General features: G+C 66.3%; 15 protein-coding genes and 1 tRNA gene. 8 read left to right on the top strand and 8 right to left on the bottom strand.

What is annotated here, in order from left to right; translation table 11 throughout:
* Window positions 1-155 precede the first annotated feature (155 nt).
* The 4 genes from R2J76_RS02610 to dctA all read left to right on the top strand — a co-directional run bounded on the left by R2J76_RS02610 (window position 156) and on the right by dctA (window position 11200).
* Window positions 156-3215, top strand: a complete 3060-nt coding sequence (locus R2J76_RS02610; RefSeq protein WP_316414223.1) for a TonB-dependent receptor — start codon at window positions 156-158, stop codon at window positions 3213-3215.
* A 52-nt stretch (window positions 3216-3267) separates the two neighbouring features.
* Complete coding sequence (locus tag R2J76_RS02615; RefSeq protein ID WP_316414224.1) at window positions 3268-6522, top strand: putative Ig domain-containing protein; 3255 nt, start codon at window positions 3268-3270, stop codon at window positions 6520-6522.
* Between the two features lie 117 nt (window positions 6523-6639).
* Window positions 6640-9681, top strand: coding sequence for an immunoglobulin domain-containing protein (locus R2J76_RS02620; protein WP_316414225.1), 3042 nt, complete (start codon window positions 6640-6642; stop codon window positions 9679-9681).
* 223 nt (window positions 9682-9904) lie between these two features.
* Window positions 9905-11200: a C4-dicarboxylate transporter DctA gene (gene dctA, locus R2J76_RS02625; protein WP_316414226.1), complete on the top strand. Its 1296-nt coding sequence runs from the start codon at window positions 9905-9907 to the stop codon at window positions 11198-11200.
* Between the two features lie 191 nt (window positions 11201-11391).
* Here dctA and R2J76_RS02630 read toward each other — a convergent pair whose 3' ends face one another.
* The 5 genes from R2J76_RS02630 to R2J76_RS02650 form a co-directional block, all read right to left on the bottom strand.
* A complete protein-coding gene (locus tag R2J76_RS02630) occupies window positions 11392-11847 on the bottom strand; it encodes a carboxymuconolactone decarboxylase family protein (RefSeq protein ID WP_316414227.1) in 456 nt (151 codons plus the stop codon).
* Window positions 11848-11937: 90 nt separating this feature from the next.
* Window positions 11938-13902 carry an elongation factor G gene (locus R2J76_RS02635; protein ID WP_316414228.1) on the bottom strand — a complete coding sequence of 655 codons (1965 nt, stop codon included), beginning with the start codon at window positions 13900-13902 and terminating at the stop codon, window positions 11938-11940.
* Window positions 13903-13944: 42 nt separating this feature from the next.
* Entirely contained in the window at window positions 13945-15099 is a 1155-nt protein-coding gene (locus R2J76_RS02640) for a competence protein CoiA family protein (RefSeq protein ID WP_316414229.1), read from the bottom strand.
* The gene (locus tag R2J76_RS02645; RefSeq protein WP_316414230.1) at window positions 15081-15524 is read right to left on the bottom strand and encodes a hypothetical protein; all 444 of its coding nucleotides are present in this window, start codon (window positions 15522-15524) and stop codon (window positions 15081-15083) included. The genes R2J76_RS02640 and R2J76_RS02645 overlap by 19 nt, the downstream gene beginning before the upstream one ends.
* Window positions 15525-15706: 182 nt before the next feature.
* The gene (locus R2J76_RS02650; RefSeq protein WP_316414231.1) at window positions 15707-17008 is read right to left on the bottom strand and encodes a hypothetical protein; all 1302 of its coding nucleotides are present in this window, start codon (window positions 17006-17008) and stop codon (window positions 15707-15709) included.
* 370 nt (window positions 17009-17378) lie between these two features.
* Between R2J76_RS02650 and R2J76_RS02655 the strand changes: the two genes are divergently transcribed.
* Entirely contained in the window at window positions 17379-18656 is a 1278-nt protein-coding gene (locus tag R2J76_RS02655; RefSeq protein ID WP_316414232.1) for an alpha/beta hydrolase family protein, read from the top strand.
* Between the two features lie 179 nt (window positions 18657-18835).
* Entirely contained in the window at window positions 18836-19306 is a 471-nt protein-coding gene (locus R2J76_RS02660) for a hypothetical protein (RefSeq protein ID WP_316414233.1), read from the top strand.
* Window positions 19307-19387: 81 nt separating this feature from the next.
* On the opposite strand, the gene R2J76_RS02665 is transcribed toward R2J76_RS02660, so the two are convergent.
* A complete protein-coding gene (locus R2J76_RS02665) occupies window positions 19388-20677 on the bottom strand; it encodes a hypothetical protein (RefSeq protein ID WP_316414234.1) in 1290 nt (429 codons plus the stop codon).
* Window positions 20678-20932: 255 nt separating this feature from the next.
* Here R2J76_RS02665 and R2J76_RS02670 point away from each other — a divergent pair, with 255 nt between their 5' ends.
* Both R2J76_RS02670 and R2J76_RS02675 read left to right on the top strand, forming a co-directional pair.
* Window positions 20933-21523, top strand: coding sequence for a hypothetical protein (locus tag R2J76_RS02670; RefSeq protein ID WP_316414235.1), 591 nt, complete (start codon window positions 20933-20935; stop codon window positions 21521-21523).
* On the top strand, window positions 21501-22499 hold the full coding sequence (locus R2J76_RS02675; RefSeq protein WP_316414236.1) for a helix-turn-helix domain-containing protein: 999 nt from the start codon (window positions 21501-21503) through the stop codon (window positions 22497-22499). The genes R2J76_RS02670 and R2J76_RS02675 overlap by 23 nt, the downstream gene beginning before the upstream one ends.
* Window positions 22500-23590: 1091 nt before the next feature.
* On the opposite strand, the gene R2J76_RS02680 is transcribed toward R2J76_RS02675, so the two are convergent.
* Both R2J76_RS02680 and R2J76_RS02685 read right to left on the bottom strand, forming a co-directional pair.
* Entirely contained in the window at window positions 23591-24886 is a 1296-nt protein-coding gene (locus R2J76_RS02680) for an ankyrin repeat domain-containing protein (RefSeq protein WP_316414237.1), read from the bottom strand.
* Window positions 24887-25149: 263 nt separating this feature from the next.
* Window positions 25150-25226: transfer RNA gene (locus tag R2J76_RS02685), tRNA-Pro, on the bottom strand.
* Between the last annotated feature and the right edge of the window lie 14 nt (window positions 25227-25240).

A 25240-nucleotide genomic window follows, 5' to 3' on the forward strand; every position in this document is an offset into this window, starting at 1 on the left:
GGTGAAAAATATTAACCGCAATTGACTGTTTCCCCAAAACGTTTGTGCTAGGGTTTTTAGATCCTTCAAACAAGGTGTTGAGCCTGGGGCAGATTGAGCGCCCGGGCGCTGTTTTCGTCCGCCAAGGAGCGCAGATGCATACCAGGAAGTCCTGCTTGATCGTCCTATCGGCCTTGACGTGCGCCATGGTGGCCACGGCCCAGACCGGCACCACCTCGGGCGCCGTGAGGGGCAGCGTGAAGGCCCGCAAGGGCGCCCCCGTGGCCGCGGCCACGGTTTCCGTCCGCAACCTCGAGACCGGCTTCGCCCGCACCCAGGTCACCGACGCCCGGGGCGAATTCCAGTTCCCCTTCCTGCCCGTGGGCACTTACGAGATCGTCGTCACGGCCAAGGGGCTCAAGACCGCCAAGGACCCCCTGGTGCGGGTGAGCCTGGGCCAGACCAGCACCCAGAACTTCAGCATGGATTCCGCCGAGGCCTCCGCCGTGGTGGAGGTGGTGGACGTCACCGCCAGCCTGGACGTGGCCCAGATCAATTCCCAGACCTCCCTGAACCAGGACCTGATCTCCGCCGTTCCCCTGGCCACCCGGAACTTCACCGACCTGGTGCAGCTCACCCCCGGGGCCGCCGTGGGCGGAACGTCCTACTACACGTCGGTGGAAGGCGCCCGCGGCGTCCAGAACAACCTCCAGATCGACGGCGCCAGCTTCAATTCCAAGTTCAACAGCGAGCAGCGCGGCGGCACCCGCGTGCCCTTCTCCTTCGGCGCCGACTCCATCAAGGAACTGCAGGTCATCACCAACTCCTTCGACGCCCAGTACGGCGACGCCGTGGGCGCGGTGGTGAACGCCGTGACCAAGACGGGCACCAACGAACCCTCGGGCATGGCCTTCATGATGTTCAAGCCCAACTCCCTGGTGGCCCGGGTCCGGCCCGTGGACTACGACCTCAGCGGCGCCAAGAACTCCCTGACGGCTCGCACCCGCGACTACAAGACCGCCCAGGGCGGCTTCAACTTCGGCGGCCCCATCATCAAGGACAAGCTCCACTACTTCATCAACGTGGAAGCCTCCCGCCTGAAGGAGGAGAGCGTTCCGGCCTTCGGCTACGACGGCAACTCCGGCAACGCGGTGGGCGACTACACGGCCTTCTGGGCCCCCAAGGGCATGGGCTCCCTGCTCATGACCGGCGCCGGGACCACCCTCTCCCAGGAATCCCAGACCCCCTGGACGGACCAGCAGACCAACGTGGTCGTCATGGGCCGCCTGGACTGGACGGTGAACGAGAACCACACCGCCACCTTCCGGATCAATTCCCAGAACTACAAGGGTCTCAATGACATCTACCCCGGGACCCGGCGCTACGACGTGGCGGTCTCCGGCAACTCCACCATGACCTTCAAGAGCCTGTCCTCGGTCCTGGAGCTCAAGTCGATCCTGGGCCCGAACCTCCTGAACGAGGGCCGCCTGCAGATCGCCACCGAGGACCGGCCCACCACCCCCAATTCAACCACCTGCGCCCCCGTGCGCATCGCCAGCAACTCGATCAACGCGGGCCAGTACTACATCGATCCCCGCACCACCAACGAGAAGACCACCCAGTTCCAGGACACCGTCACCTACATGTCCGGGGACTGGAACCTCAAGGCCGGCGTGGATCTGCAGTACATCCACATGAAGAACCGGTACCTCCCCAGCCAGAACGGCAACTGGTCCTTCGGCACCTACTCCATGGCCAATGCCTGGTTCGCCGGTTCCGTCGCGGGCTCCGGCCTGTCCTACAGCCAGGGCTACTCGCCCCTGGACGGCGTGAGCGACTTCAGCGAGAAGTACTTCGCCGGCTTCCTGCAGGGCCAGTACACCGGCCTCCTGGACAAGCGCCTCATGCTGAGCCTCGGCGTCCGGGCCAGCAGCGAGCGCTGGAGCGGCAACCCCAACCCCAACGGCAAGCTCCAGGGCCTGGACCGGCAGCCTGACGACAAGGCCCTGGACCCGCGCTTCGGCTTCAGCCTCGATGTCTTCGGGAACGCCAAGACGGTCATCCGCGGCGGGTACGGCTGGTTCAGCATCAGCAACCCGGGCCAGACCGCGTCGGCGGCCATCATGAACAACGGCCTGAACCTCGTCTCCTACTCCGTCACCTCCGCCTCCAACGCGGCGATGTTCAATGCGGGCGGTCTCCTGTCGGCCGCCAACCGCTGGGGCGGCCCCCTCACCGGCACCGGCTCCCTGCGGCCCCTCTCCATGGCCGAACTGGCCCTCCTGCCCCAGGATGCCGTGGCCGTCACGGTCATCGACCCCGAGGCCAAGATGACCCAGGCCCGGTCCATGTCCCTGGGCATCGAACAGGATCTGGGCAACGGCTACACGGTGGGCCTCAAGGCCACCTACAAGAAGTACCTGAACCTCCAGTACGGCGTGAACATCAACATCGCCCAGAACGTCGACGGCAGCACCTCGGTGCTCAACGGCGGCATCTACAACGACGGCTACCCCACCAAGTGGAACCACTTCTCCAATTCCGCCGCCAACCGCCCCTACACCGCCATCGTGCGGGGCCGCCAGCTGGATCTGAGCGGCTTCGGTGACGTGATCCTCTCCAAGTACGACGGGGAAGGGCGCTACAAGAACCTGGTGCTGGAGTTCGGCCGGAACATCCCCGAACAGTGGGGCTTCAAGGGCAACCTGACCTTCGCCAAGGCCGAGGACAACAACTCCAACGAGCGCGCCACCCTCACCTCCGCCAGCGCCCTCACCGAGAATCCCGCCGATCCCCTCCAGTCCTACGCCCTCAGCGACAACGACCACAAGTTCCGGGCCGTGCTGGCCTGGTGGGCGCCCAAGGTCTACGGTGTCCGCATTTCCGGTGTCACGACCTTCACCAGCGGGCGGCCCTACTCGGGGATCTACTACAGCGACGTGAACGGCGACGGCAAGTACATCGACACCGCGGGAGGCCGGAACGCCTACCGCCAGCCCTCCACCAAGACCTTCGACCTGCGCTTCGACCGGACCTTCCAGATCACCAAGGGGCTGGGCGTGGAAGCCATCGTGGACATCTACAACGTCTTCAACTGGTCCAATATGTGGACCTCCCAGACCTACTACGCCGCGTCCCCCCTGGACCGGGGCTCCTACGCCCAGACGTTCGGGCGGCTCGATATGCCCGACAGCAAGACGCGCGAAGTTCAGTTCACCCTCAAGGCCCGCTTCTAGGCCCACGACCATGACGAACCTCTTTTCCGATCCAGCCTCTTCAGGAGTACGTATGTTCACCCGCTTGACCCCCCGAGGTACCGGCAAGGCCCTGGCCTATGTGGGCACCGGAATCAGCCTGGGCCTCGTGTCCATGCAGCTGGGCTGCACCAACTCGAACAAGGCGTTCGAGACCCCCTCCCCCAACATCTCGTCCTTCCTCATCTGCCAGCCCAAGCAGGGCACCTGGGACAGCACCGCCACCCGCACCGTGAACATCGCCAAGGGCGGCACCGTCCTCATCCGCGCCAACTTCGCCACCACGGGCGGCACGGCCCTCATCACCCCGGGCAACCTCACCCCCACCACCAACGGCATCATCACCCTCAACGGCATCACGTCCACCACGGTCTACACCCTCACCGTGACCAGCGCCAAGGGCGAGGTGAGCACCAGCACCGTGACCGCCACGGTCCTGCCGGCCCCCTCCAACCTCACCTACGCCGTGCCCGACGCCACGTACTACAAGGACGTCTTCGTGGGCACCAACGCGGTGAGCGTGACCGGCGGCGGCACCTACACCTACTCGGTCACCCCCGCGCTTCCCGCCGGCATGACCCTCGACGCCACCTCCGGCGCCATTTCCGGGGCCCCCCAGGCCATGAGCTCCGCCACGGCCTACACCGTCACCGCCGTGGACTCCGTGGGCCAGAGCACCACGGGCACGGTGTCCATCAAGGTCCTGGCCACCCCCGTGACCTTCACGGAAAGCGTCCGGGCCGTGGTCAAGGGCGATTCCGCCACCCTGACCTGGGACGCCACCTCCGTGGCGGGCCTGTTCAAGGGGGCCACCCTCACCGCCAACCCCGCGGACGCCACCCTCCCGGCCACCATCGACCTGGCGGGCAGCATCACCGTCACCCCCACCGCCACCACCACCTACACCCTCTCCCTCACGCCCGCCGCCGGGGGCGCCCCGGTGACCCGCACCCTGGGCCTGACCGTGGGTTCCGGCCCCTTCTCCTTCGTGGACTTCAAGGCCTCCCCGGCGGTCACGGAGTTCGACGGCTCCAGCGTACTCACCTGGGACTACCTGAACACCCCCGACACCCTCACCCTGGACGGCGCCGACGTGCTCAGCCTCACGTCCAAGACCGTGAGCCCCATCCGCCGCCAGACCTACACCCTCACCGGCGGCAACGCCCTCAACACCACCAACGCCACCATCACCACGGCGGTCGCCGCCAAGGGCTTCGACCTGCTGGCCGGCAGCACCGCCGGCCCCGGCTACCTGGACGGCACGGGCGCCACCGCCCGCTTCGGCCTGAACTCCGCGGCCATCAGCGGCACCACCGCCGCCTCCATGAACCTGTCCGTGGATCCCAGCGACAACATCTACGTGGCGGACAGCCTCCTCGCCAATGTGCGCATGATCAGCCCCACCGGCGTGGTCACCACCCTGGCGGGCAAGGCCGGAGTGCCCTGGATCAACACCACCATCAGCGGCGACGGCAGCGGCAACGGCACCGCCGCCCGGTTCAAGAACCCCGCCCACGTCCTGTACGTGGACGCCAACACCCTCTACGTGACCGACTACTACACCAACTCCGTGCGCAAGCTGGCCAAGCAGGGGGATGGATCCTGGACGGTTTCCACCTTTGCGGGCACCGTGGGCACCTACGGGGATTCCAGCAAGCAGCTCCTGGACGACCCCCTCTGTTCCGTTCTCTACAATGGCAAACTCTACATCGCCTCCGCCTATGACTCGTCCATCCGGATCTTCGATCCGGCGGCGGCCGCAGGCAGCCAGTTCACCGTGCTTGCGGGCGGAAACGGCGCGGCCAGCTATGGCCTCAAGGACGCCACCGGAAGCCTCGCCCTGTTCCGGACCCTTTCGTCCATGGCCATCGACCCCGCCAACGGCACCCTCTACGTGGCCGACCGGGAGAACCACGCCATCCGTCAGGTGACCCAGGCCGGCGTGGTGACCACCATCGCCGGGGCCTATCCCACCGCCACCGCCGGGAACGTGGACGGCAGCGGCCTCAACGCCCGCTTCGCCCGCCCCGCGGGCATCGTCCGGGCCAGCAACGGCACCCTGTTCGTGGCGGACAACAACAACCACACCATCCGCAAGATGGTCTACAACGCCGGGACCTCCGCCTGGGACGTCACCACCATCGCCGGCACCGGCGTGGCGGGCTACAAGGAGGGCGCCGGCACCCAGGCGGCCTTCAACGGGCCCGAGGGCATCACCCTGGATTCCGCGGGCAACCTCTATGTGGCCGATGCCGTCAATGCCCTGATCCGCAAGCTGACCCCGTCCGCGGACGCCACCCCGGTGTACACCACCTCGCCCTTCGCGGGCTCCCGGGATTCGGGCACCACCGACGAGACCATCGCCACCGCCCGGTTCTACAACCCCAACGGCGTGGCCGTGGACGCCAACAACACCATCTACATCGCCGACGAGGCCAACGACGTGGTGCGCAAGATCACCCCCGACGGCACCGTGAGCACCATCGGCACCGGCTACACCTTTACCGATCCCTACTGCCTCACCGTGGACGGGAACCAGAACGTGTACGTCCTGGACCGCCTGGCGACCACCATCAAGGTGGTGAAGATCGACACCGCGGGCGTGGCCACCCCGATCACCCTGGGCTACACCTTCACCGCCAACACGCCCCGGGGCATCGCGGTCACCAGCGACGGCGCCAGCCTCTTCATCGCCCACGCCACGGCCATCCGCAAGTTCACCGTGGCCACCGGCGCCCAGGCCCCCGCCAACATCGCCAGCCAGGGTTCCGTCAACGGCCTGGCCGTGGACGGCACCTCCGTCTACTGGACGGACTTCAGCCTCCACTCCGTCAAGAAGGCCAGCCAGGACTTCAGCACCACCCCGACCGTGACGGTCGTGGCCGGCGGCAACACCTCCTCCACCTCCGGCTTCGTGGACGGCTCCTGCGTGCCCAGCACCGGCACGGCCCGGTTCTTCAACCCCGTGAACCTGGCCATCCTGAAGGACCCCGTCACCGGCAGCGCCAAGTACATCTATGTGGTGGACCAGTCCAACCACGCCATCCGGAAGATCGACGTGGGCGCCTCCCTGGTGAGCACCGTCGTGGGCGCCACCGAGACGGTGACGAACTTCAACGGCAGCACCAGCCTCGTGCCCGCCCACCTCAACACCACCCGGGGCACCCTGGGCACCGCCGGCACCTCCGGCCTCTACTTCCCCAAGGGCCTTGGGATCACCCCCGCCGGCGACCTCATCGTCACCTCCGGCGACAGCGTCATGCAGATCACGGCCCCCGAAGGCCAGTAACCAGCTGATTCCCGAATCCTTCAATCCCTTTCGACCCCACCGCGGGTCAAGGAGTCCACGATGAACATCCAACGAGCATTGGCTCGTTTCGCACGGCCCCTTTGCGTCACGGGTGGCTTGACAGTTCCTGCGCTCGCCATCGGCGCGCTGGCGCTTCCGGTCCTCTTCACGGGCTGCTCCAGCAGCAAGCATGATCCGGACGCTCCGGTCGCCGCCCCCGTCATCACCGCCCAGCCCGCCAACGTGAACGCGGTAGACGGCGGCACCGCCACCCTGAGCGTGACGGCCACGGGCGATTCCCTCTCCTACCAGTGGCGGAGGGGCGGCGCGTCCCTCCTGGGCAAGACCTCGGCCACCCTGACCCTGAACCCCGTGGCCACCACGGACGCGGGCAGCTACACCGTGGTGGTCACCAACACCGTTAACGGCCGCACCGCGACCACCACCAGCGCCGCCGCGGTGCTGTCCATCGTCGCCAAGGCCGAGGCCCCCGTCTTCACCACCAGCCCCGCGGCCGCCTCGGCCGTGGAGGGCGGGTCGGCCACGTTCAACGCCCTGGCCACCGGCAACGGCACCGTGACCTACCAGTGGCTCAAGGGCGGCACCGCCCTGGTGAACCAGACCGGCGCCGCGCTCACGATCAGCCCGGTCACCGCCGCCGACGCCGGCAGCTACACCGTGACCGCCACCAACACCCTCAACGGCACCACTGCAGCCACCACCAGCGCCGCGGCCGTCCTCACCGTCCTGCCCGCGGCCACCGTCCCGGTCATCGGCACGGCCCCCGCCGCCCAGACCGTCCTGGAAGGCGATTCCGCCACCTTCACCGTCGCCGCCACCGGCAACGGCGCCCTGAGCTACCAGTGGCTCCTGGGTGGCGTGCCCATCAGCGGCAAGACCAACGCGGCCCTCACCCTGAGCCCCGTGCTGCTCACGGACGCCGGCGACTACACCGTCACCGTCACCAACACCCTGAACGGCACCACGGCCACCGCCACCAGCGCCGCCGCCACCCTCACGGTGACCCCCAAGCCGGTCGCGGTCTCCATCACCGCCCAGCCCCAGCCCGCCGTCGTCACGGCCCCCGCCGGCGCCACCTTCTCGGTGACCGCCACGGGCAACAACCTCTCCTACGCCTGGAAGGACGGCTCCGGCGCGGCCGTGGGCACCGATTCCCCCACGCTCACCGTGGCCGCCACCGACCTGCACACCGTCTCCAACAGCTACACCGTGACCGTGACCAGCGGCTCGACCCACGTGGTCAGCGACGCCGCGACCCTCACCGTCTCCGCCCCCAAGCCCGTCTACGCCGGCGACCCCACCGTCACCGACACGACCCGGCCGTACACCGTCGTCTCCTCCTTCCTCACCACGGCCCCCGCGGATCCCTCCGGTTCCTTCCGGGTGGGCTACGACACCGCCAAGCTTTCCCCGGTGTGGTCCTCCGCGTGCTTCTTCCCCAGCGCCCCCTGGACCTTCGCCCGTCCTTCCGACTACCCCACGGATCCCCGCATCGCCGGTTCGGCCATCTCGTCCGACTATTCCGGCACGGGCTACAGCCGCGGCCACCAGACCCAGTTCGCGAACCTGAGGGACGTCTACGGCCCCGACGCCGGCGCCTCCACGATGTACATGACCAACATGTGCCCGCAGGTGCAGGCCCTCAACGGCGGCGTCTGGGGTGACCTGGAAACGCTCACCACCCAGACCCTCACCGCCGCCTTCGGCCGGGTCTGGATCTACACCGGTCCCATCTTCAGCACCCCGCTGGTGGCCCCCATCAGCGCCAAGAACATCCCCATCGCCACCGCCTTCTACAAGATCCTGGTGCGCGAGACCCCGGCCGGCCCCAAGGTCCTGGCCCTCATCGTCCCCCACAGCACCACGGTCTCCGGCACCGCCGGCCCCGCCGTGACCATGGTGGACGCCGACCTCTGGAAGTTCGCCACCACCGTGGACCGGGTGCAGGAACTCACCGGCCTGAACTTCTTCCCGGCCCCCGCCTCCCCCCTGCCCGCGACCTTCACCTCCGTGGTGGACGTCACCGGATGGGGCAACACCCTCGAACAGGGCCCCAACCGCCCCAACGTGCACATCATCAAGCCCAGCTGGGATTCCACCTTCACCCACGTGCACAACACCACCAACGCCGTGACGACCATCGCCACCTCCAACGCCATGGTGGGCGACGCGGTGCCCTTCGAGGGCCAGGCGACGGCCGATCCCGATGCCATCACCGGCACCACCTGGAACTTCGGTGACGGCAGCGCCACGGTCACCACCCCCTCCACCACCCACGTGTTCACGACGGCGGGCTCGTACACGGCCAGCTTCACGGCCACCGACGCCCTGGGCCACACCAGCACCCTCTCCCGGGTGGTCACCATCACCAGCCCCACCCCCACCACGCCCACCTTCACCACCCAGCCCCAGACCCAGACGGTCTTCGCCGGCAATGCGGTGTTCCTCTCCGCGGCCGCCACCGGCAACGGCACCGTCACCTACCAGTGGCAGAAGGATTCCGTGGACATCCCCGGCGCCACCGCCGCCACCCTGAAGCTGACCAGCGTGACCACGGCCAACAGCGGCACCTACACCGTGATCGCCACCAACACGAGCGGTTCCTCCGCCCTCACCGCCACCAGCAACAGCGCCGTCCTGACCGTGAACGCCGTTCCCGCCAAGGACATGTATGAAGGCTTCGAGACCGGCGCCAAGACGTCGTACACTTCGGGGGTCGTGGCCCTGGGCACCGGTTCCTGGACCCTCACCGACGCCCTCCTGGCCTCCTCCACCGCCAATGGCGGCAGCACCAGCGATCACTTCCTGGGCCTCGCCGGCGTTCGCCTGCGCAACTCCGCCCCCGGCGGCAAGATCACCATGGGCTTCGACTGGGCCCTGGGCGCCCAGAGCGTTTCCGTGAAGGTCGCCAAGTACGGCTCCGAGGCCCCCGGCCCCATCGGCCTCTTCTCCTCCGTGGACGGCGGCACCACCTGGGTCCACGTCCTGCCCGACGCCACCATCACGTCCACCACTCCGACCACGGTCACCTGGACGGTGGGCATCGCCGGTTCGGTTCGCTTCGAACTCCGCCGCATGGACGCCACCAACAACACCCTGCGTTCCTGCATCGACGACTTCTACATCGTGGGCTACTAACCTCCAGCCCACCCGGTCCCCGGGCCCCGGAACCGCTTCCACGGTTCCGGGGCCTGTTCGTTTGTCTGGTTGTTTGAAATCCCCCCGGAAAACAATAGTTTTTTCACGATAGACATCCCCCGGTCGAGGTGTTCTACTCCTTCATCAATTCGAAATTGACAGTTCGTCGTCCGGTAGCCCCCTTCCGGGGCTACCTGCATTTCGGATTAGGGGGGGAATGGCCATGGTCAGGAGATTTGCTTCCAAGCTGTACAACTGGGTCGCCGTGATGATCGTGCTGGGCGCCCTGCTGGGACACTTCTATCCCGGGGTGGCCGTGAAGATGCAGCCCCTGGCCGACGGGTTCATCAACCTCATCAAGATGCTCATCCCGCCGGTGATCCTCTGCAGCGTGGTGCTGGGCATCGCGGGGGCCGGCAGCATCAAGAAAGCCGGGCGGGTGGGCGCCAAGGCCATCCTCTACTTCGAGGTGGTGAGCACCTTCGCCCTGGTCATCGGCCTGATCATGGCCAACGTCTTCGGGCCGGGCCGGAGCTTCCACGCGGACCCCTCCAAGCTCGATCCCCGGCTGGTGGCGGGCTACGTGGCCCAGGCGCACCACATGACCGTCACCGACCACCTCCTGAAGATGATCCCCAAGACGCTGTTCAGCGCCTTCACCGACGGGGACATCCTCCAGGTGCTGCTCATCTCCGTGCTGCTGGGCTTCTCCGCGGCCGCCCTGCCGGAGAAGTACAAGGCGCCCCTCATCGCCATGCTCGAGAACGTCAGCAAGATGTTCTTCGGCGTCATGAAGCAGATCCTCTACCTGGCCCCCATCGGCGCCGGCGCGGCCATCGCCTTCACCATCGGCAAGTTCGGCCTGAAGTCCCTGGTGCCCATGGCCCAGCTCATCGGCCTGTTCTACGCCACCTGCGCGCTCTTCGTCATCGTGGTGCTGGGCACCATCGCCCGGCTTGCGGGCTTCAACATCTTCAAGGTGCTGCGCTACATCAAGGGCGAGCTCCTCCTGGTGCTGGCCACCAGCTCCTCGGAATCGGCCCTCATCCCCCTGATGACCAAGATGGAGCACCTGGGCCTGTCCAAGTCCATCGTGGGCCTGGTCATCCCCACGGGGTACTCCTTCAACCTTGACGGCACCAACATCTACATGACCCTGGCCTCCATCTTCATCGCCCAGGCCATGGGCATCGAGCTGACCCTCGGCCAGCAGCTGGGCATCCTGGTGGTGACCATGATCACCAGCAAGGGCGCAGCGGGCGTCACGGGCTCGGGCTTCATCACCCTGGCCGCCACCCTGGCGGTGGTGCCGGGCATCCCCGTGGCGGGCATGGCCCTCATCCTGGGCATCGACAAGTTCATGTCAGAGGCCCGGGCCATCACCAACCACATTGGCAACTGCCTGGCGGCCGTTCTCATGGCCATCTGGGAGAAGGAACTGGACTGGAAGCGCTTCAACGAGGTGCTGAACCGCCACGAGGACGAGCCCATGCCCGAGGTGGCGCTGGCGGAGGAGTAGGCCCGGACTGCCACTTTTTGGGTGCAGTCCGGGATCGCCTTGGAAGGGGAGGAATCGGGGGCCCGGCCGCTTGGGTTTTCCGCAGCCTTCGCGGAAACGGCGGCCGGAAACCCGCGCCACGGCTATTTCTCGAAGGATTAGCGAATCCGTTGCGCCCCCGCCCTGGTTTTTCAAAGGGGGGGCCTGGACGCTCAGTGCTGGGCGGGCGCGAGCTGGGGCGGGGTCCTGGAGCACACCATCAGGCGGTTCCAGGCGTTGATCTCCGCCACGGCGAAGGAGAGATCCGCGATCTCCCGGGTGGAGAACTGGGCGCAGGCCTGCTCGTACACCGCGTCCGGGACGTCGCCGCCCTCCAGGCGGGTCAGGCTCTCGGTCCAGGCCAGGGCGGCCCGTTCCCGGTCGCTGAACACCGGGGCCTCCCGCCAGGCCACCAGCAGGTTCAGCTGGTCCTCCGTGACGCCGTGCTGGCGCCCCAGGGGGATGTGCATGGCCAGACAGAAGGCGCAGCCGTTCATCTGGGAGGCGCGGATCTTCACCAGCTCCAGGAGGCCCAGGTCCAGCCCGCTGTGCTGCACGTAGCCGTGGACCCCCAGCATGGCCTTGTAGCCGTCGCCGGCGACCTTTGAGAAATCGAATCGTGCTTCCATGGAAGGCTCCTGTGCGCCGGCGGCTTAACTACCACCTGGCGAGTCCTAGTTTAAGGGCCCGGCTAGGGCTGTCAAGCCCCGCGCGAGTCCTCACAGGGCCTTCCGGGCCGCCAGGATGTACTTCGCCTGGTCCCGGGGGTCGATGCCCCGGCGGGGGCTGGTGGCGCCGAGCTCCAGGGGGCAGGGCTGGTACCCCGCGAAGCGCGTGGAGAGCACCCCGCGCCCGCCGCTGAGGGAGCCCAGGCGGGTGGGGTAGTCCAGGGACGTGGCCACGGGGATCGTGGCCTCCACCGTGAATTCGCCCCCCTCCAGGGCCGGCGCCTCGAAGGTGCCCCGCATCTGGAGGATGTCCCCGATCACGCGGTTCCCCAGGGCGGCGGGCACGGTGATGGTGCAGGCCAGCATGGGTTCCAGGAGGGTGGTGCCGGTGGCCTCGAGCCCGTTCATGATGCCCATGGGCGTGGCGACGGCGAAGTCCAGGGGGTGCGTGTGCACCAGGTGGTGCTGGCCCTCCACCAGGGTGATGCGGATATCCGTCACCTCCCAGCCGTGGAGGCCCTGTTTCAGGGCCCCGGGCAGGGCGTTCTCCACCTGGTTCTGGTAGCGCAGGAGCATGGCGTCGTTGCGCACGGTGGAGGCGAAGGCGACCCCCGAGCCCGGCTCCCCGGGTTCCAGGGCGAACTTCATCACGGCCCAGCAGGGCTTGGGCATGGTGTATTCCACGTAGCCCTCCCCCGCCCCGGACGGGGTCTCCCGGTAGATGACCGAAGGCGGCCCGAACCGCGCCTCCAGGCCGAAGCGCGTGGCCAGGAGGCTCGTGAGCACCTCCATCTGGATGACGCCCATGATGCGCAGGTGCAGCTCCCGCTCGTCCCGGAGCCACTCCAGCCCCAGCATGGGATCCTCGTCGGCGAGCTCGCGCAGGGCCGCCACCAGCCGCGGGAAATCCGCCTCCTGGGCGGCGAAGGCCTGCACCGTCAGGAGCGGCACCGCCAGGGCGCAGCCCTCCGGCACGCCTCCCGCATCCCCCAGGACATCCCCGATGCGGGCCTGGAGCCCGCACACGGACCCGATGTCCCCGGCCTGCAGCAGGCCCGCGTCCTCGTGGCGCTGGACGCGCACCCGGCGGATCTGGGTGATCTTCTCCAGGGTCCCCTGGGTGGCGTTGGCCACCGCGTCCCGGTTCCTCAGCTCCCCGCCGAAGAGCCGCACGTAGGCGATGCGCCCCATGGTCTTGTCGTGCTCCAGCTTGAACACCAGGCCCGACACCGGGCCCTCCACGTCCCCCGCCGGCGCCGGCAGGCAGTCCACCATGGCGTCCAGGAGCGGCTCCACCCCCTGTCCCTTGAGGGCCGCCCCGAAGAGCACCGGGTGAAGGCTCCCCCCCCGGGCCAGGTCCGCCATGCGCTCCCGCAGCAGCTCCGGCGCCACGGGCCGGCCTTCGGCCCAGTGCCCGAGGATCGTCTCGTCCTGCTCCGCCACCCGCTCCACCGTCTGCGCCCAGTCGTTGCCTGGGCACTGCGGAAAGGCCTCCCCCGGGCAGGGCAGCACCAGGGCCAGGGGCGTCAGCCGGCGCTGCACCTGGGCCAGGACCCCCGCCGGATCCGCCCCCATGCGGTCGGTCTTGTTGATGAAGATGATCGTGGGGATGCCCATGCGGCGCAGGGCCTTCCACAGCACCGCCGTCTGGGCCTGGATCCCCTCCACCGCCGAAAGCACCAGCACCGCGCCGTCCAGGACCCGCAGCGACCGCTCCACCTCCGCCCCGAAATCCACGTGGCCCGGCGTATCGATGAGATTGATCTCCACTTGGCGCCAGGGGAAGGTGGTGACCGCCGAGCGTACCGAGATGCCCCGCTCCCGTTCCACCTCCATGCCGTCCGTGTGCGCCGTGCCCAGGTCCACGCTCCCCAGGGCCCGGATGGCGCCGCTGGCGAAGAGCATCTGCTCCGTGAGCGTCGTCTTCCCCGCATCCACGTGGGCCAGGATCCCCAGGGTGCGCACGGGCCGCCCCTGGGGACGCGGCGGAAAGGGCAGGGCGGCAGCTTCGGGCATGAAGCCATTCCACCACAACCCGGGCCGGAGGGGACCGGTCCTTCAGGCCTCCGGGAATCCCAGGGCCAGCGCCTCCGCCCAGAGCAGCGGCGCCCAGGGCGGGGGCAGGACACCGGCGCAATCCCCTCCGCAGTGGCGGCAGAGAAAGGCCGCGGGCCGGTTGGTGCCCTCCATGCGCAGCCTCAGGGGATGGGTGGTGTCCGGCCTGCACTGCAGCGCCGGACCGCCCATGGGCTCCAGGAGCCGGACGCCCTTCCGGGCCCCCGGAGGCCGGAGCCCCCCGAAGACCAGGACGAGGTCCCCGCCGTCCGCCAGTTGGAGCACGACGCCAGCCCGGATGGGCGGGCCGAGGCTGGTGGCCCGGGACGCGTCCAGGATGGCCTCCCGCACCAGCCGCCTCTGGTTCGGCTTGCGGCACCAGGGACAGCGCCAGGCCACCCGGGGACGCTTGCGGTTCCCGGAATCCCGGAGCCAGGGCGTGAGGGCCTCCAGGAACCACGCCGCCCCGAGCTCCGCGGCGCAGTCCCCGGGATCGCAGTGCTCCGAGAACCCCACGGCCCGGATCCGCGTGAGCAGGTGGCATCTCCTGCAAAGGCCGGCCCACGGGAACCAGCCGGCCTCCGGCAGCCAGGTCCTGGGCGCATCCGTCACCCTCCGGGCGTCCACTTCGATCCAGGGATGGAGGGTCCTCCGCGCCTTGACCTCCTCCACCGCATGGGTGACGAGAACCTCGATGCCCAGGACCGGGGCCCCGCCCTCCAGGAGCAGAACATCCGGGCGCAGGCCGGTGGAGGTTTCCCGCTCCACCGCGATCTCGTCGAAATCCAGGTTGGCCAGATCAAACCAGGCGGTGCCCGCGCAGCTGCGGCAGGATCCCGACACCCTGGGCAGCCGGGTGCTGCGGCGCCGGAGGAACCTCGCGAACAACCCCGCGATCCAGGCCTTGACCCCGCGATGGAGGGCCGTTTCCGGGGAGCAGAACCCGCAACCCCGGTGGGCGAAGTGGGCCGCCCGCACTTCCCCCCTCCTCAGGTTCAGGGGGGAATCGCACCCCGGGCAGCGGTAGGGAAGGCCCGGGGACGCTTCCGTGGCCCGCACGAGCCGGCCGCGGGGTGTCCGCCCGAAGGGCACCCGGAACTCCGGCCCCTGCCCGGGATCGCTTTCGGGATCCCATGCCTTCAGTGGCGGCGCTCGCATTCCATGACATCCACGGCGCAGGAGGAGAGGGTTTCCAGATCGAAGGTAGCCGCCTGGCCCCCGTCGAAGAGGTCCCAGAATTCCATCCGGCCCTGGTCCAGGTCCAGGATGTAGGCGAACTCGCGGTCCCCGCCCAGGGTGAAGGCCAGGTTCTCCCGGGCCACGCGCCGCACCTCACCCTGGGCGATCGCCGCGAGCAGCTCCCCGCCTTGCAGGCGGGTGGCCTCCCCGTCCCTGGCGTTGTCCACCCATTCCAGGGCCTCGAGCTTCCGCCCGAAGGCCTCGATGGCCGATGGGGAGTGCAGATGCGCCGCGGCAAACCTGCAGACCCCCGCCCCGAGCCCCTTCGGGTAGCTGTCGGAATGGTTGTAGGTGACGTAGTGTCGGCCGTTGAAGCAGAAGGCAAGCAGGCCTCGGGTGCTCATGGGGGACTCCAAAGAACTCTGAATGGGAACGGGATGCTCATGGGAGGAAGGACCCGGGAGTGGCTTCCTCGTTCAAAATATGTACGAAAAAAATACGAAAGCAAGGGGCTGCAACCGTTTTTTTCCTGGCCCTGCGATCGTCGCTTCGCCCGCCCTCGAGGATCCCTGATCCGGCCCTTCCCTCAGGACGGAAGCAGCCGGGCTTTCCGAAGCAGGTACCCACACGCGACCATCCGGCCAAGGGTGAGGGACAGGGCGGCCGCCAGGGTCCCCCGCCAGCCCAGCACCAGGGCGAAGAGCACCATGCCCAGGACGATCCCGCCCATTTCCAGGGCGGTGGCCGCGGAAACGAAGCGGGTGCGGCGGGCGCTGATCCACCGGGAGCGCTGGAAGCCCAGGAGGGCCTCCATGGCCGGCAGCAGGATCAGGAATTGCGCGGGGAGCAGCGCGAAGGGCAGCAGGTCCCCCGTAAGCCCCACCACGCCCCGGAACCACAGCGCGCCCAGGGGGGAAAGGACGACGGCCACCATGAGGCCGCTGGAAAGGACCGCCAGGAACACCGCGGCCCGGCGCAGGGCGACCGCATGCCCGTCCTCCGTGCCGCAGAGCGCCACGCCCACCTCCTGGAAGGCGCCGCCCCCGCTGCGGAAGAAGAACACGAAGTCGTAGACCAGATGCCAGACGGCGATGCAGGGGACGGCATCCTGCCCCCGGCCCAGGAATAAGGTGAGGAGGGGGCCGGTGCTCATGGTGATGATGGAGGTGAGGGCCAGGGGGAAGTAGAAGCGGACCAGGGAGGCCATGGCCGGCGCGGGGCCGCTTGGGCCGGGGGCCAGGAGGTCCCGCACGATGTGGCGGACCATCCACCGGGTGGCGACGGCTTCGGTCACCACCGCGGCGGTGAGTCCCAGGGACCCCACGCAGGCCCCCGGGATCCGGTCGTCCAGGGCCAGGACCGTGGCCCCCGCCGCCAGGCCCATGGATCCGACCCGGAACAGGGTCCCCAGGGCCACCTTGCGGCCCAGGTGGCGTTGGACCAGGAGGCCCTGGTAGAACCGCCGGTAGCCGATGGCCGCGGGCCAGGGAATCAGCAGCACGGTGGCGAGATGGGCCAGGCGCGCCACCTCCGGCGGCATCCCCAGCGCGCGCTCCGCCAGGGGCGTGAAGACCCAGGGCAGGGCCAGGAGCGCCAGGAGCCCGGTCAGGGTTCCGATGAGCAGGAACGTGAACCGGCGCAGGGCCAGGAACCCCTCCCGGTCCCGGACCAGGGCGGTGGAAGCCGAAAGCAGCATGATCACCGGGGATTCCACCAACCAGGCCAGGGAAAAGGCACACCCGAAGGCGGCGAGGTTATCCACGGGATTGCCCAGCCGGGCCACGATGCCCGCCAGGAAGGGCCCCTCCACGCCCATCATCAACCAGGTGGCCTCCAGGGGCAGCCAGAAGCCGAGAATGGATTTCAGATTCAAAGATCGGCCAATCATTTCAAATTCACACATCGCCGGATGAACCGGACATTTGCCATCAGGTCTGGGACCCATGGCTGGCATGGGCCGGAAACCCGGGGCATCGGGGTGGCGGTAAAGCGGGGGTGTCCCCGGTCCATGGACCCATGAACCGTGCTTCACCGAAGGGAGGGCGGCAACACCCTACTCCTGCACCCAACAACGCCAACGTTTCCGGCCTGTTTAAAACATTTTTAAATATATAAAACACCAAATATTTAGGCCGTTCCCGCGGACGCCAGGGGAGGGGGGGAGCAGGCAGGGCCCTCGCTTCCGCAGGGTCGAAAGAAGGCTCTGGATCGGCCTTGCCAAGTCCTTTTGCAGGTACCTTCTTCAAGGAGGTCCATCCATGAAGGTGGGGCTCGCTGCGCTCCCCATCTGCCTTCCCGCCCTGGTCGCCCAGGCTCCGGGACTGGCCCCAGGAACCTTCTCCGGCGCCATTCAACTCGGCCGCATGGACCTCCAGGTCGAGGTCCACCTGGAGGCCAGGGCCGCCTGGACCGGCACGATCTCCATTCCGGCCCAGGGCGCGAAGAACCTGCCTCTCGAGGCCATTACCGTGGACGGTGACACCGTGAGCTTCCGCATCGCGGGGATACCCGGCGCGCCCACCTTCACGGGCAAGGCCCAGGGCAACGCCATCCAGGGCACGTTCACCCAGGGGGGCCAGTCCTTCCCCTTCGCGCTCAAGCCCGGTCTGCCCGTGGCGGATCCGCTCCCGCCGGGCCTCCAGGAGACCGACGTGAAGGTGGGCGCCGAGCCCTGGGTCCTTCCCGGAACCTTCACCGCCCCCGGGGGCAAGGGACCCTGGCCCGTGGTGGTCCTGGTGCACGGCAGCGGGCCCCAGGATCGCGACGAGTCCATCGGGCCCTCCAAGCCCTTCCGGGACCTGGCCTGGGGTCTTGCCCAACGTGGCATCGCCGTCCTCCGGTACGACAAGCGAACCCTCGTGTACAAGGGCCACTCCGCGCCCGATATCCACAAACTCACCGTGAAGGAGGAGACCGTGGAGGACGCCGTCCACGCGGTCGCCTTGGCCCGGACCCTGCCAGGAGCCGATCCCTCCCGGGTCTTCGTCCTGGGCCACAGCCTGGGGGGCATGCTCGTGCCCCGCATCGCCAGGGAGGCCAGGGGGGCCGCGGGCTTCGTGGTGATGGCCGGGCCGTCCCGCCCCCTGGAGGACCTCCTGCTGGAGCAGACCCTGCGCCAGAACCCTCCCCCCGAGAAACGGAAGCAGATGGAGGCCATCGTGGCCCGGATCAAGGCCCTGGATCCTGCGCATCCCCCTTCGGACCTCATCTTTTTCGCCCCGGCCTCCTACTGGCTGGATTTGCGAGGCTACCATCCCGCCGAGGCGGCCCGGGGGCTGGAACGTCCCATGCTCATTCTCCAGGGGGACCAGGACTGCCAGGTGACCCTCGCTGATTTCGCCCTTTGGAAGACGGCCCTGGGCGGCCGCAAGGACGTGACGCTGTGCCGCTTCGCGAAGCTCAACCATCTCTTCATGCCGGTGGAAGGGAAGAGCACGGGGAGGGAGTACGCGCGTCCCGGGCAGCATGTCGATCCCCAGGTCCTGGATGTCATCGGGGACTGGATCCAAAAGCGCGGATCATCCGAGGCGCGTTGATCGGGAGGTGGCGTTTTCGGTGCCAGGCCCCCCGGGCGTGCTAATGTCCTAATGTGATGCCACTTCTGGAGGCCCATGCGGCCGCGGTGGTGGCATCCCAAGGCCTTGGCGCCCGGGAAGCCCCGCATGGGTCCCCTCTGCCGCCGGGTTCGCTTTCCACCGCCCTCACGGAGCATCTTTTGGTACGAAATCCCACGCTGCTGGCCCTGCTGGAAATCCTCACCGTCGGCCTGCCCTTCTGCATCTTCAAGCTCCTGTCGGGCCTCCTCCTGGGGCGCTGGGGCTATCCGCTCCTGGTCCTGGGGGCCCTGGATCTCTGCCTCAACCTGGGCAACGTCCTGGCCCTGCTGGTGGAGCGCCGCCGGACCTTTCCCATCTGCACCGCCAACCTCCTGGCCTTCCTCCTGGGCAGGCGGGACCGGCACTGGAGCGAGATGGCCGCGGCCGTGGACGTGGCCTTGTCCTTCCTGCTGGTGGCGGTGGTGGTGGGCGGAAACTTTCTGCGGCTCCTGCCGGGCTTCGGCATCGCGGGGTGGAGCACGGCCGTGGTGCTGAACGTGCTGGGGGCGGGTCTCTCGCAGGTCAACCAAGCCTATATTCGGCTGCAGGCCCTCCCGGAAGCCCCGGAGGAGAACCGGGCCCACGCATAGGCCGGTCTCAGACCTGGCATGCGGCAGGTTTCAGGGCGCTGGTCCCGGAGGGTGCGTTGCTCTGCCGGGCGCCCAGGATGCCTACTGCCTCTTAAAAGCCGGATTCGTGATCAAAGTTCCGAGTTCTTCCTGGATGACCTTCGGAATGGTCGCATCCTGCTTCCAGGCCTCCACGAAATCGGTGACGAGGGGGTGGTGGCGAACAAAGGACCCGAGGGACCAACCTGAGGCACCGTAAGCCATCGCACGGACCAGTTCGATGCTCATGCCATTGGTCCGTTTGCCTGTCTTCTGATACTCGTCCCGCATCTTCGTGAACACCTTCCAGTCGTCCCGCCATGCCAAAGGCTGGGAAACGGCACGGACAGGCTCCTGGTCCCCCGTTACCAGGAATAGGCTCCACAGCATGTCCATTCGCGTGGTGACCCTGTAGAGATCACTGGCGTCCGGCCTCAGGTCGTATGGGTCCGGAAGGGCCGAGGCTGCTTCCCTGGCCTTTTCAAACCAGGCCTGCTCCTCTTCCGTGAGCGTCTTGAGATAGGAGGTCAGGTCATAACCCGCTTCGGATAGGAGGAGGAGGGCAAACCCACGAAGGGATCGATCCTCACCCTTCAGCCTTAGGAGGAGGTCCTGGGCTGCCAAGGATGAAGACTTCAGCACAGCCACCTTGAAGGCGATTCCATTGGGTTGCTTGCTGGCTGGATTGTCCTTTTCCATCCTGAGCGCATGGAGGAGACGCGAAGGTTCTGGATGCTGGTAATAGGTCATCATCCAGTCATTGCTCTCTTTCTGGTCCTTGAAACCGCCTTCCTTAGCAATCCGGTCGAAGGACAAAATTTCCACAGTGCGGTCCTTCAGCGGGGTGACCTTCCCCGTGCTTGAGGTGAACGTGCCACCGAAGGTGGCCGTGCCATCCTTGGCCTCCGCTGGCACCACCCAATCAACCTCGAACAGGGCGAGGCTGATCATCGACACGGCGTCCTCAAGCTTGCCAGAATCCACCTTGGCTTCCTTCAGGACAGATAGAACGAAATCAGCCCCTTCAGCCTTGATGCGCCGAGTCTGCGAAGGGTGGAGTCCCTGGAAGGATTGGGCGGCACCTCTGAACGCCACGGTGAAGGTATAGGTGCCCTCCCTCAGGAGCAGGTCTCGATCCTTCCCTTGGGCACCCACGGCAAGGGTCAGGTGCTGCCCCGGATACGCCTTGGAACGATGGGCAGGCGCATTGACCGTCGGCAGGAGGCCGTTCCACTGGGCTGCCGTTTCACTTCCGATGATCCAGGGTTCCAGGATGAGTTCCGTTGGAACGGGCTTGTTCGGGACCGCTTGAACCTTCTGCGCGGTCAGAATGAACGGACTCGCGAGCAGCATGGTAATCACAATAAGGAACCTGGTCCGAGCCATACGCGTCCTGTATGAAGAGAGTCAAGACAAGCCTACCCACCTTCGAGTAAAGCCCAAGCCTGTCTCTGATGGGACACGGGTGTTATGGGTCGGGGCGAGAGGATTGGAACCTCCGACCCTCTGCTCTTTAAAAGGGTGCAAGAAGGCCTGGCGGTGGCTGGCAGGGGGGCTATACTAGTGGTTTGAGCACTTGTATAAAGTGTTAAAACCATGAATAGAGCGTTGGACGCCCCTCATCTCGAACAAGCCCTTCACCTGCTTCAGGATCAACTCCGCCTGGAGGATTCGGCGCCTGTGCACCTGGTTGTTTGCGGTGGTTCGGCTCTGATCGCGCTGGGTTTGGTGTCCCGGACCACCCGCGATCTCGACGTGTTGGCGCTGGCGAGGGAGGGTAGGCTGGTGGCGCCCGTGCCCCTGCCGCCCGCCCTCGTTGTGGCGGCGGAGGCGGTGGCCAAGGTGTTCGGCCTGCCCCGGAACTGGCTGAACAATGGACCCAGCAGCGGGGAGGGTGGCCTCTTTCAGGTCGGCATGCCTGAAGGTTTGCAAGATCGCTTGGTCACCTGCGCCTACGGCCCGGCGCTCACCGTTTCCTTCATTGCCCGGGCCGACCAGATCCCTTTCAAGCTTTGGGCCTCGGTGGACCGGGGCGGCTATCACATCGATGACCTGCTCAAGCTCCAGCCCACCGCGGAAGAGATCCGCGCCGCCGCCCTCTGGACCTTGGAGAAGGACGTCTCCGAGGGCTATCGGATGGTGCTGGGTAGTCTGCTCACGGAACTGGGATACGCCGATGTCGCCCGATCCTTGGTCTAGGCGGCTGCGCCGCATCCTGCTGGACCACCTCTGGGGCCAGTGGTCCGCCCTGGGTGTCGCCGGCTATGGCGGCGCGGATCATCGCATCATCGACCCCGAGGCGCTGCTGCTGTGTTCCCTGGAGCAGGCGCGATGGGATGCCCGGCTTTTCGACGTCATTCTGGATTGGTGCGGAATCAACGGGGATCTCCTGGCCGTCCCCCGGCTCAAGGCCCTCCGCGGGCGCCATCCGGTGGCCCGGCAGTTGGCTGCCCTGGCGGAGCTCTGCCACGCCTCGGGAGGCGGGAACCGCTGGAGGCCTCTCCTGGATCCGGGCAAGGCGACTTCCCCTCCTGAGCCCCTGTTCTTCACGCTGGAAGGCGTCCCGCTGCCTCAGGTCGGACTGCCGGATCCCGCCTTCCTCCGGCAGGGCCTTCGGCGCGAAGCCTACCTGTCCCGCGGTCAGGCAAGTCCCTTCCAACCGTGGGTGCCCGCCGCGCTCATCCTGTCGCTCCGGGCGCTCATGGGCAGTTCGGCTCGCTGCGAGATCGTGGCTTGGCTATGCGGCGGCATGGAGTGGACCCCCTCCCAGCTGGCGCGCCAAACCGGCTATTCCCAGAAGAACATCCAAGATGCCATGGTGGATATGGCTCGTTCAGGCCACGTGCAGGTGCGCCAAGCTGGCCGGGAAAAGCGCTACCGCCTGGATGAGCCGTCCCGCCGGTTCCTGACCGCCGGGAAGGTCCTGACGCCTTACCCGTGGATGACGGTGTACCCCCTCGTGTCGCAGACCCTCGCCCTGTTGGCCAAAGCGGAGGACATGGGCCTTGCCGGGGATTCCGTTCATCCCAAACTCCATCAGGCCATGGACGCCAGTCTGCCTGCACTCCTTGAAGGCGGCCAGCGTCCCGAGCCATTTGCATGGAGCCAAACGGAAGACTTCCTGGCGCTGTTGTCCGAACTGCTGGTGGGGAAGGAAGGGGCTGCGGCTCGGTAGCCAGGATCCAAGGGTTGACTTAAGGGTGTCAGATCCCTTCTCCACGAGCATGGCACCCAAGTACTGCCCGTCCCCATCCCTAGTGAGGATGACTTCCCACCCGTCAGTCGCGGCAAGTTTGAATGCCGCATCAGGCGCGATTCTTTCTGGTGAACAGGCGTAACGCCGGACCTCCACCTCCTTATCCCACTTGAATTTGATGGTCCCCTTGACGGGAAACCAGAGGTCCGGTCCGGTCCCCTTTCGCCAGACTTGTTTGCCGGGCACCTTGGGAATCGAATCGTGCGACGCGCTTGCGGTGCCCCCGGAAGCGTCGGAGTTGAGGATGTTCCAGGCAACGGACCGCCATCCCTGGTACTCGGCATAATCTGGATTCGGTGATTTGATGTCGGACCAGAAACGGAACCAAGAAGGGTACCCGTACTCAAGCTGGTAGAGGACCGCCGGAGTGCTGCTGCGAATCCCGTTCAACCTGCGGGAGACCTTCCACTCATGCTTGACCCTCAGGGGGCGTTTGTCCTCTTCGTCATCCCACCGGAATACCAGATCATCGCCCTTCTGGATGGGGCCCTCGATGCTCTCCGCAGCGATCCTACCGCTACCGACCGTCCAATCCCTGGTTTTCCGGTCAATCACGATCAGGATGTAGTAGTCCAACCCGATTCCGTTTCTCCCTGTGTCGATGCGAACCCTCAGGCACTCCCACATCCGGTGCTGCCATCGCTGGATGTCATCTGTGCTGATGGACATCCCGCCATGGGGGTGCGCTTCAATTGGGAACGTCTTATCCAGCGCCTTGCGGGACCCGTCCGGGGAAGTCACAGTTACCGCTTTGGAGTCCCACGAGATCTGCCAGGGGGAACCCGTTGTGTCCTTCCCCCTAATGCTCTGGAAGGATTCATAACCGCTGGAATCCTGGGTGAATTTTGGAGTTACATTCCACGGCAACCAATCTTGCGCCACAAGGTAGGACCCTGCCATGCAGACTGCGCCAAGAAGGAACCGTTTCATCTAACCCTCTACGCCGACGAGGTTCTAAGTTGGGATGGATAAACGCGACTAGAACTGAGTAATAGTATTCCCACAGCGTGTCAGAGGATGCCCTGGAGACTCGCCAATACTTTGGGGTCTTTGGACTCATGGGCATGGTCCAAAGCAGTCTTTCCTGCCTTGTCCTTCTTCTTGGGATCAGCGCCGTTTTCGACAAGCCACTTGGCAAGCTGGATGTCCTGGCGCTGTATGGCGACCATGAGTGGGGTCAACCCGTCGCCATCTACATCATCAATAGGTGTTCCCGCCCTTTTGAGTAGTTCCGCGACCTTTGTCCTCTTCTCCGCACGCTGGACGTACGCCCTTGACCATTCGGGCAGTTCCGTTTTCCCGGTCCTGAACCCTGGTCCGTATTCATCCGGGAGAAGGCGGATTGCCGATTCTCCATTAAGGTTCACTGCGCGGGGATCCGCGCCCGCCTCCAAGAGGATTTTGACGACATCCAGTTCGTATGACTGGGCAGCGGAAAGCAGGGCGGTCCTTCCGTCCCAATAATCCACTCCGTTGACGGGCACACTCAGCTTAAGAAGCTGCCTGACATCGTCGACGTTCCCAGAACCGGCAGAAGCACGTAGGAGAACCGGTCCGATACAGTCCTTGTCCACGGAAGTGATGGGGTGCCCCTTCATCCCGTGAACAGGGTCTTCGTTTACCAGCTTCCAGATGACCGAATGACAGTCATCTGCCCACTTGGCAAGCGGGTTGTCTGGGTCGGGATTGTCGGTGTGAACGTCGAAGTTCCAGGACGGTGCCCTGCCCTTGAAGCTGTATGAAATCCCATCCAGGACCATTGCCTTGGGGTCCGAGAAGAAGAATTGCGCCTTCAGCTCCTTGAAGTCGCGGATCATCCGTCTAACATCCGGGAATTCCATTTCCGTGAGGCGAATCCTGACAAATGCCAGCCTCTTCGCCGTTTCTTCGACAATTAGAGTTTGCCCGGTCAGGCATGGTTCAGACATCTGGTACCAGAAATTGATCCCACCCCGGGGGACGAGGACGATCATCGCCGCGGTGCCATCTGTCATCTCTTGCAGAGTGAGAAGCGTCTCGTCACCCGTGAGGGCAGGGGCGATATGAACCTGCAGGAACCAATTCAGAGCGGGGGGATCCCCCCTCCGCTGCCAGCTGACCACATTGGGAGGCATGGCATCATTGCCGTCCAAAAGGTACTGGATGACTTCGCCGTAGAAGGATAGGGCAGGCAATTTGGCAGACCTGACAGGCCTGGTGCCGTCATCCATGGTTTGGACGATGCCTTCCTGCTTGGATGAGTCGATTGCCTGGGCATTTAGCAGGGCGCACGATAGGCAGGTAAGGATGATCGGGGCGCATTTCATCAGGATTCCGGGAATAGTGCCTATGTTCCCACTTCCTGTTCAAGGAGGCGATGATTCTTGCGCTTTCCCATCCTGAGAACCCGCAAGCCTGTCCGATCTCCAAGCGGGTGGGCAGCTGGTGCTGTATCCTGCGGCGGAAGTTGTCGCGTAGTCGGCTGTGTGGAGGGGCCCCCTGTGCTGCCCTTCCCCACCGGTCCCGAGAGCGTGGCGGTCAAATTTGCACTTCGGCATCTTTGACCAAGTTTGTAAGTATCTGATTCTATTGGTCGGGGCGAGAGGATTCGAACCTCCGACCCTCTGCTCCCAAAGCAGATGCGCTACCAGGCTGCGCCACGCCCCGACTGATGGGCAAGT

It is taken from the genome of Mesoterricola silvestris (assembly GCF_030295405.1).
Classification (GTDB): Bacteria; Acidobacteriota; Holophagae; order Holophagales; family Holophagaceae; genus Mesoterricola; species Mesoterricola silvestris.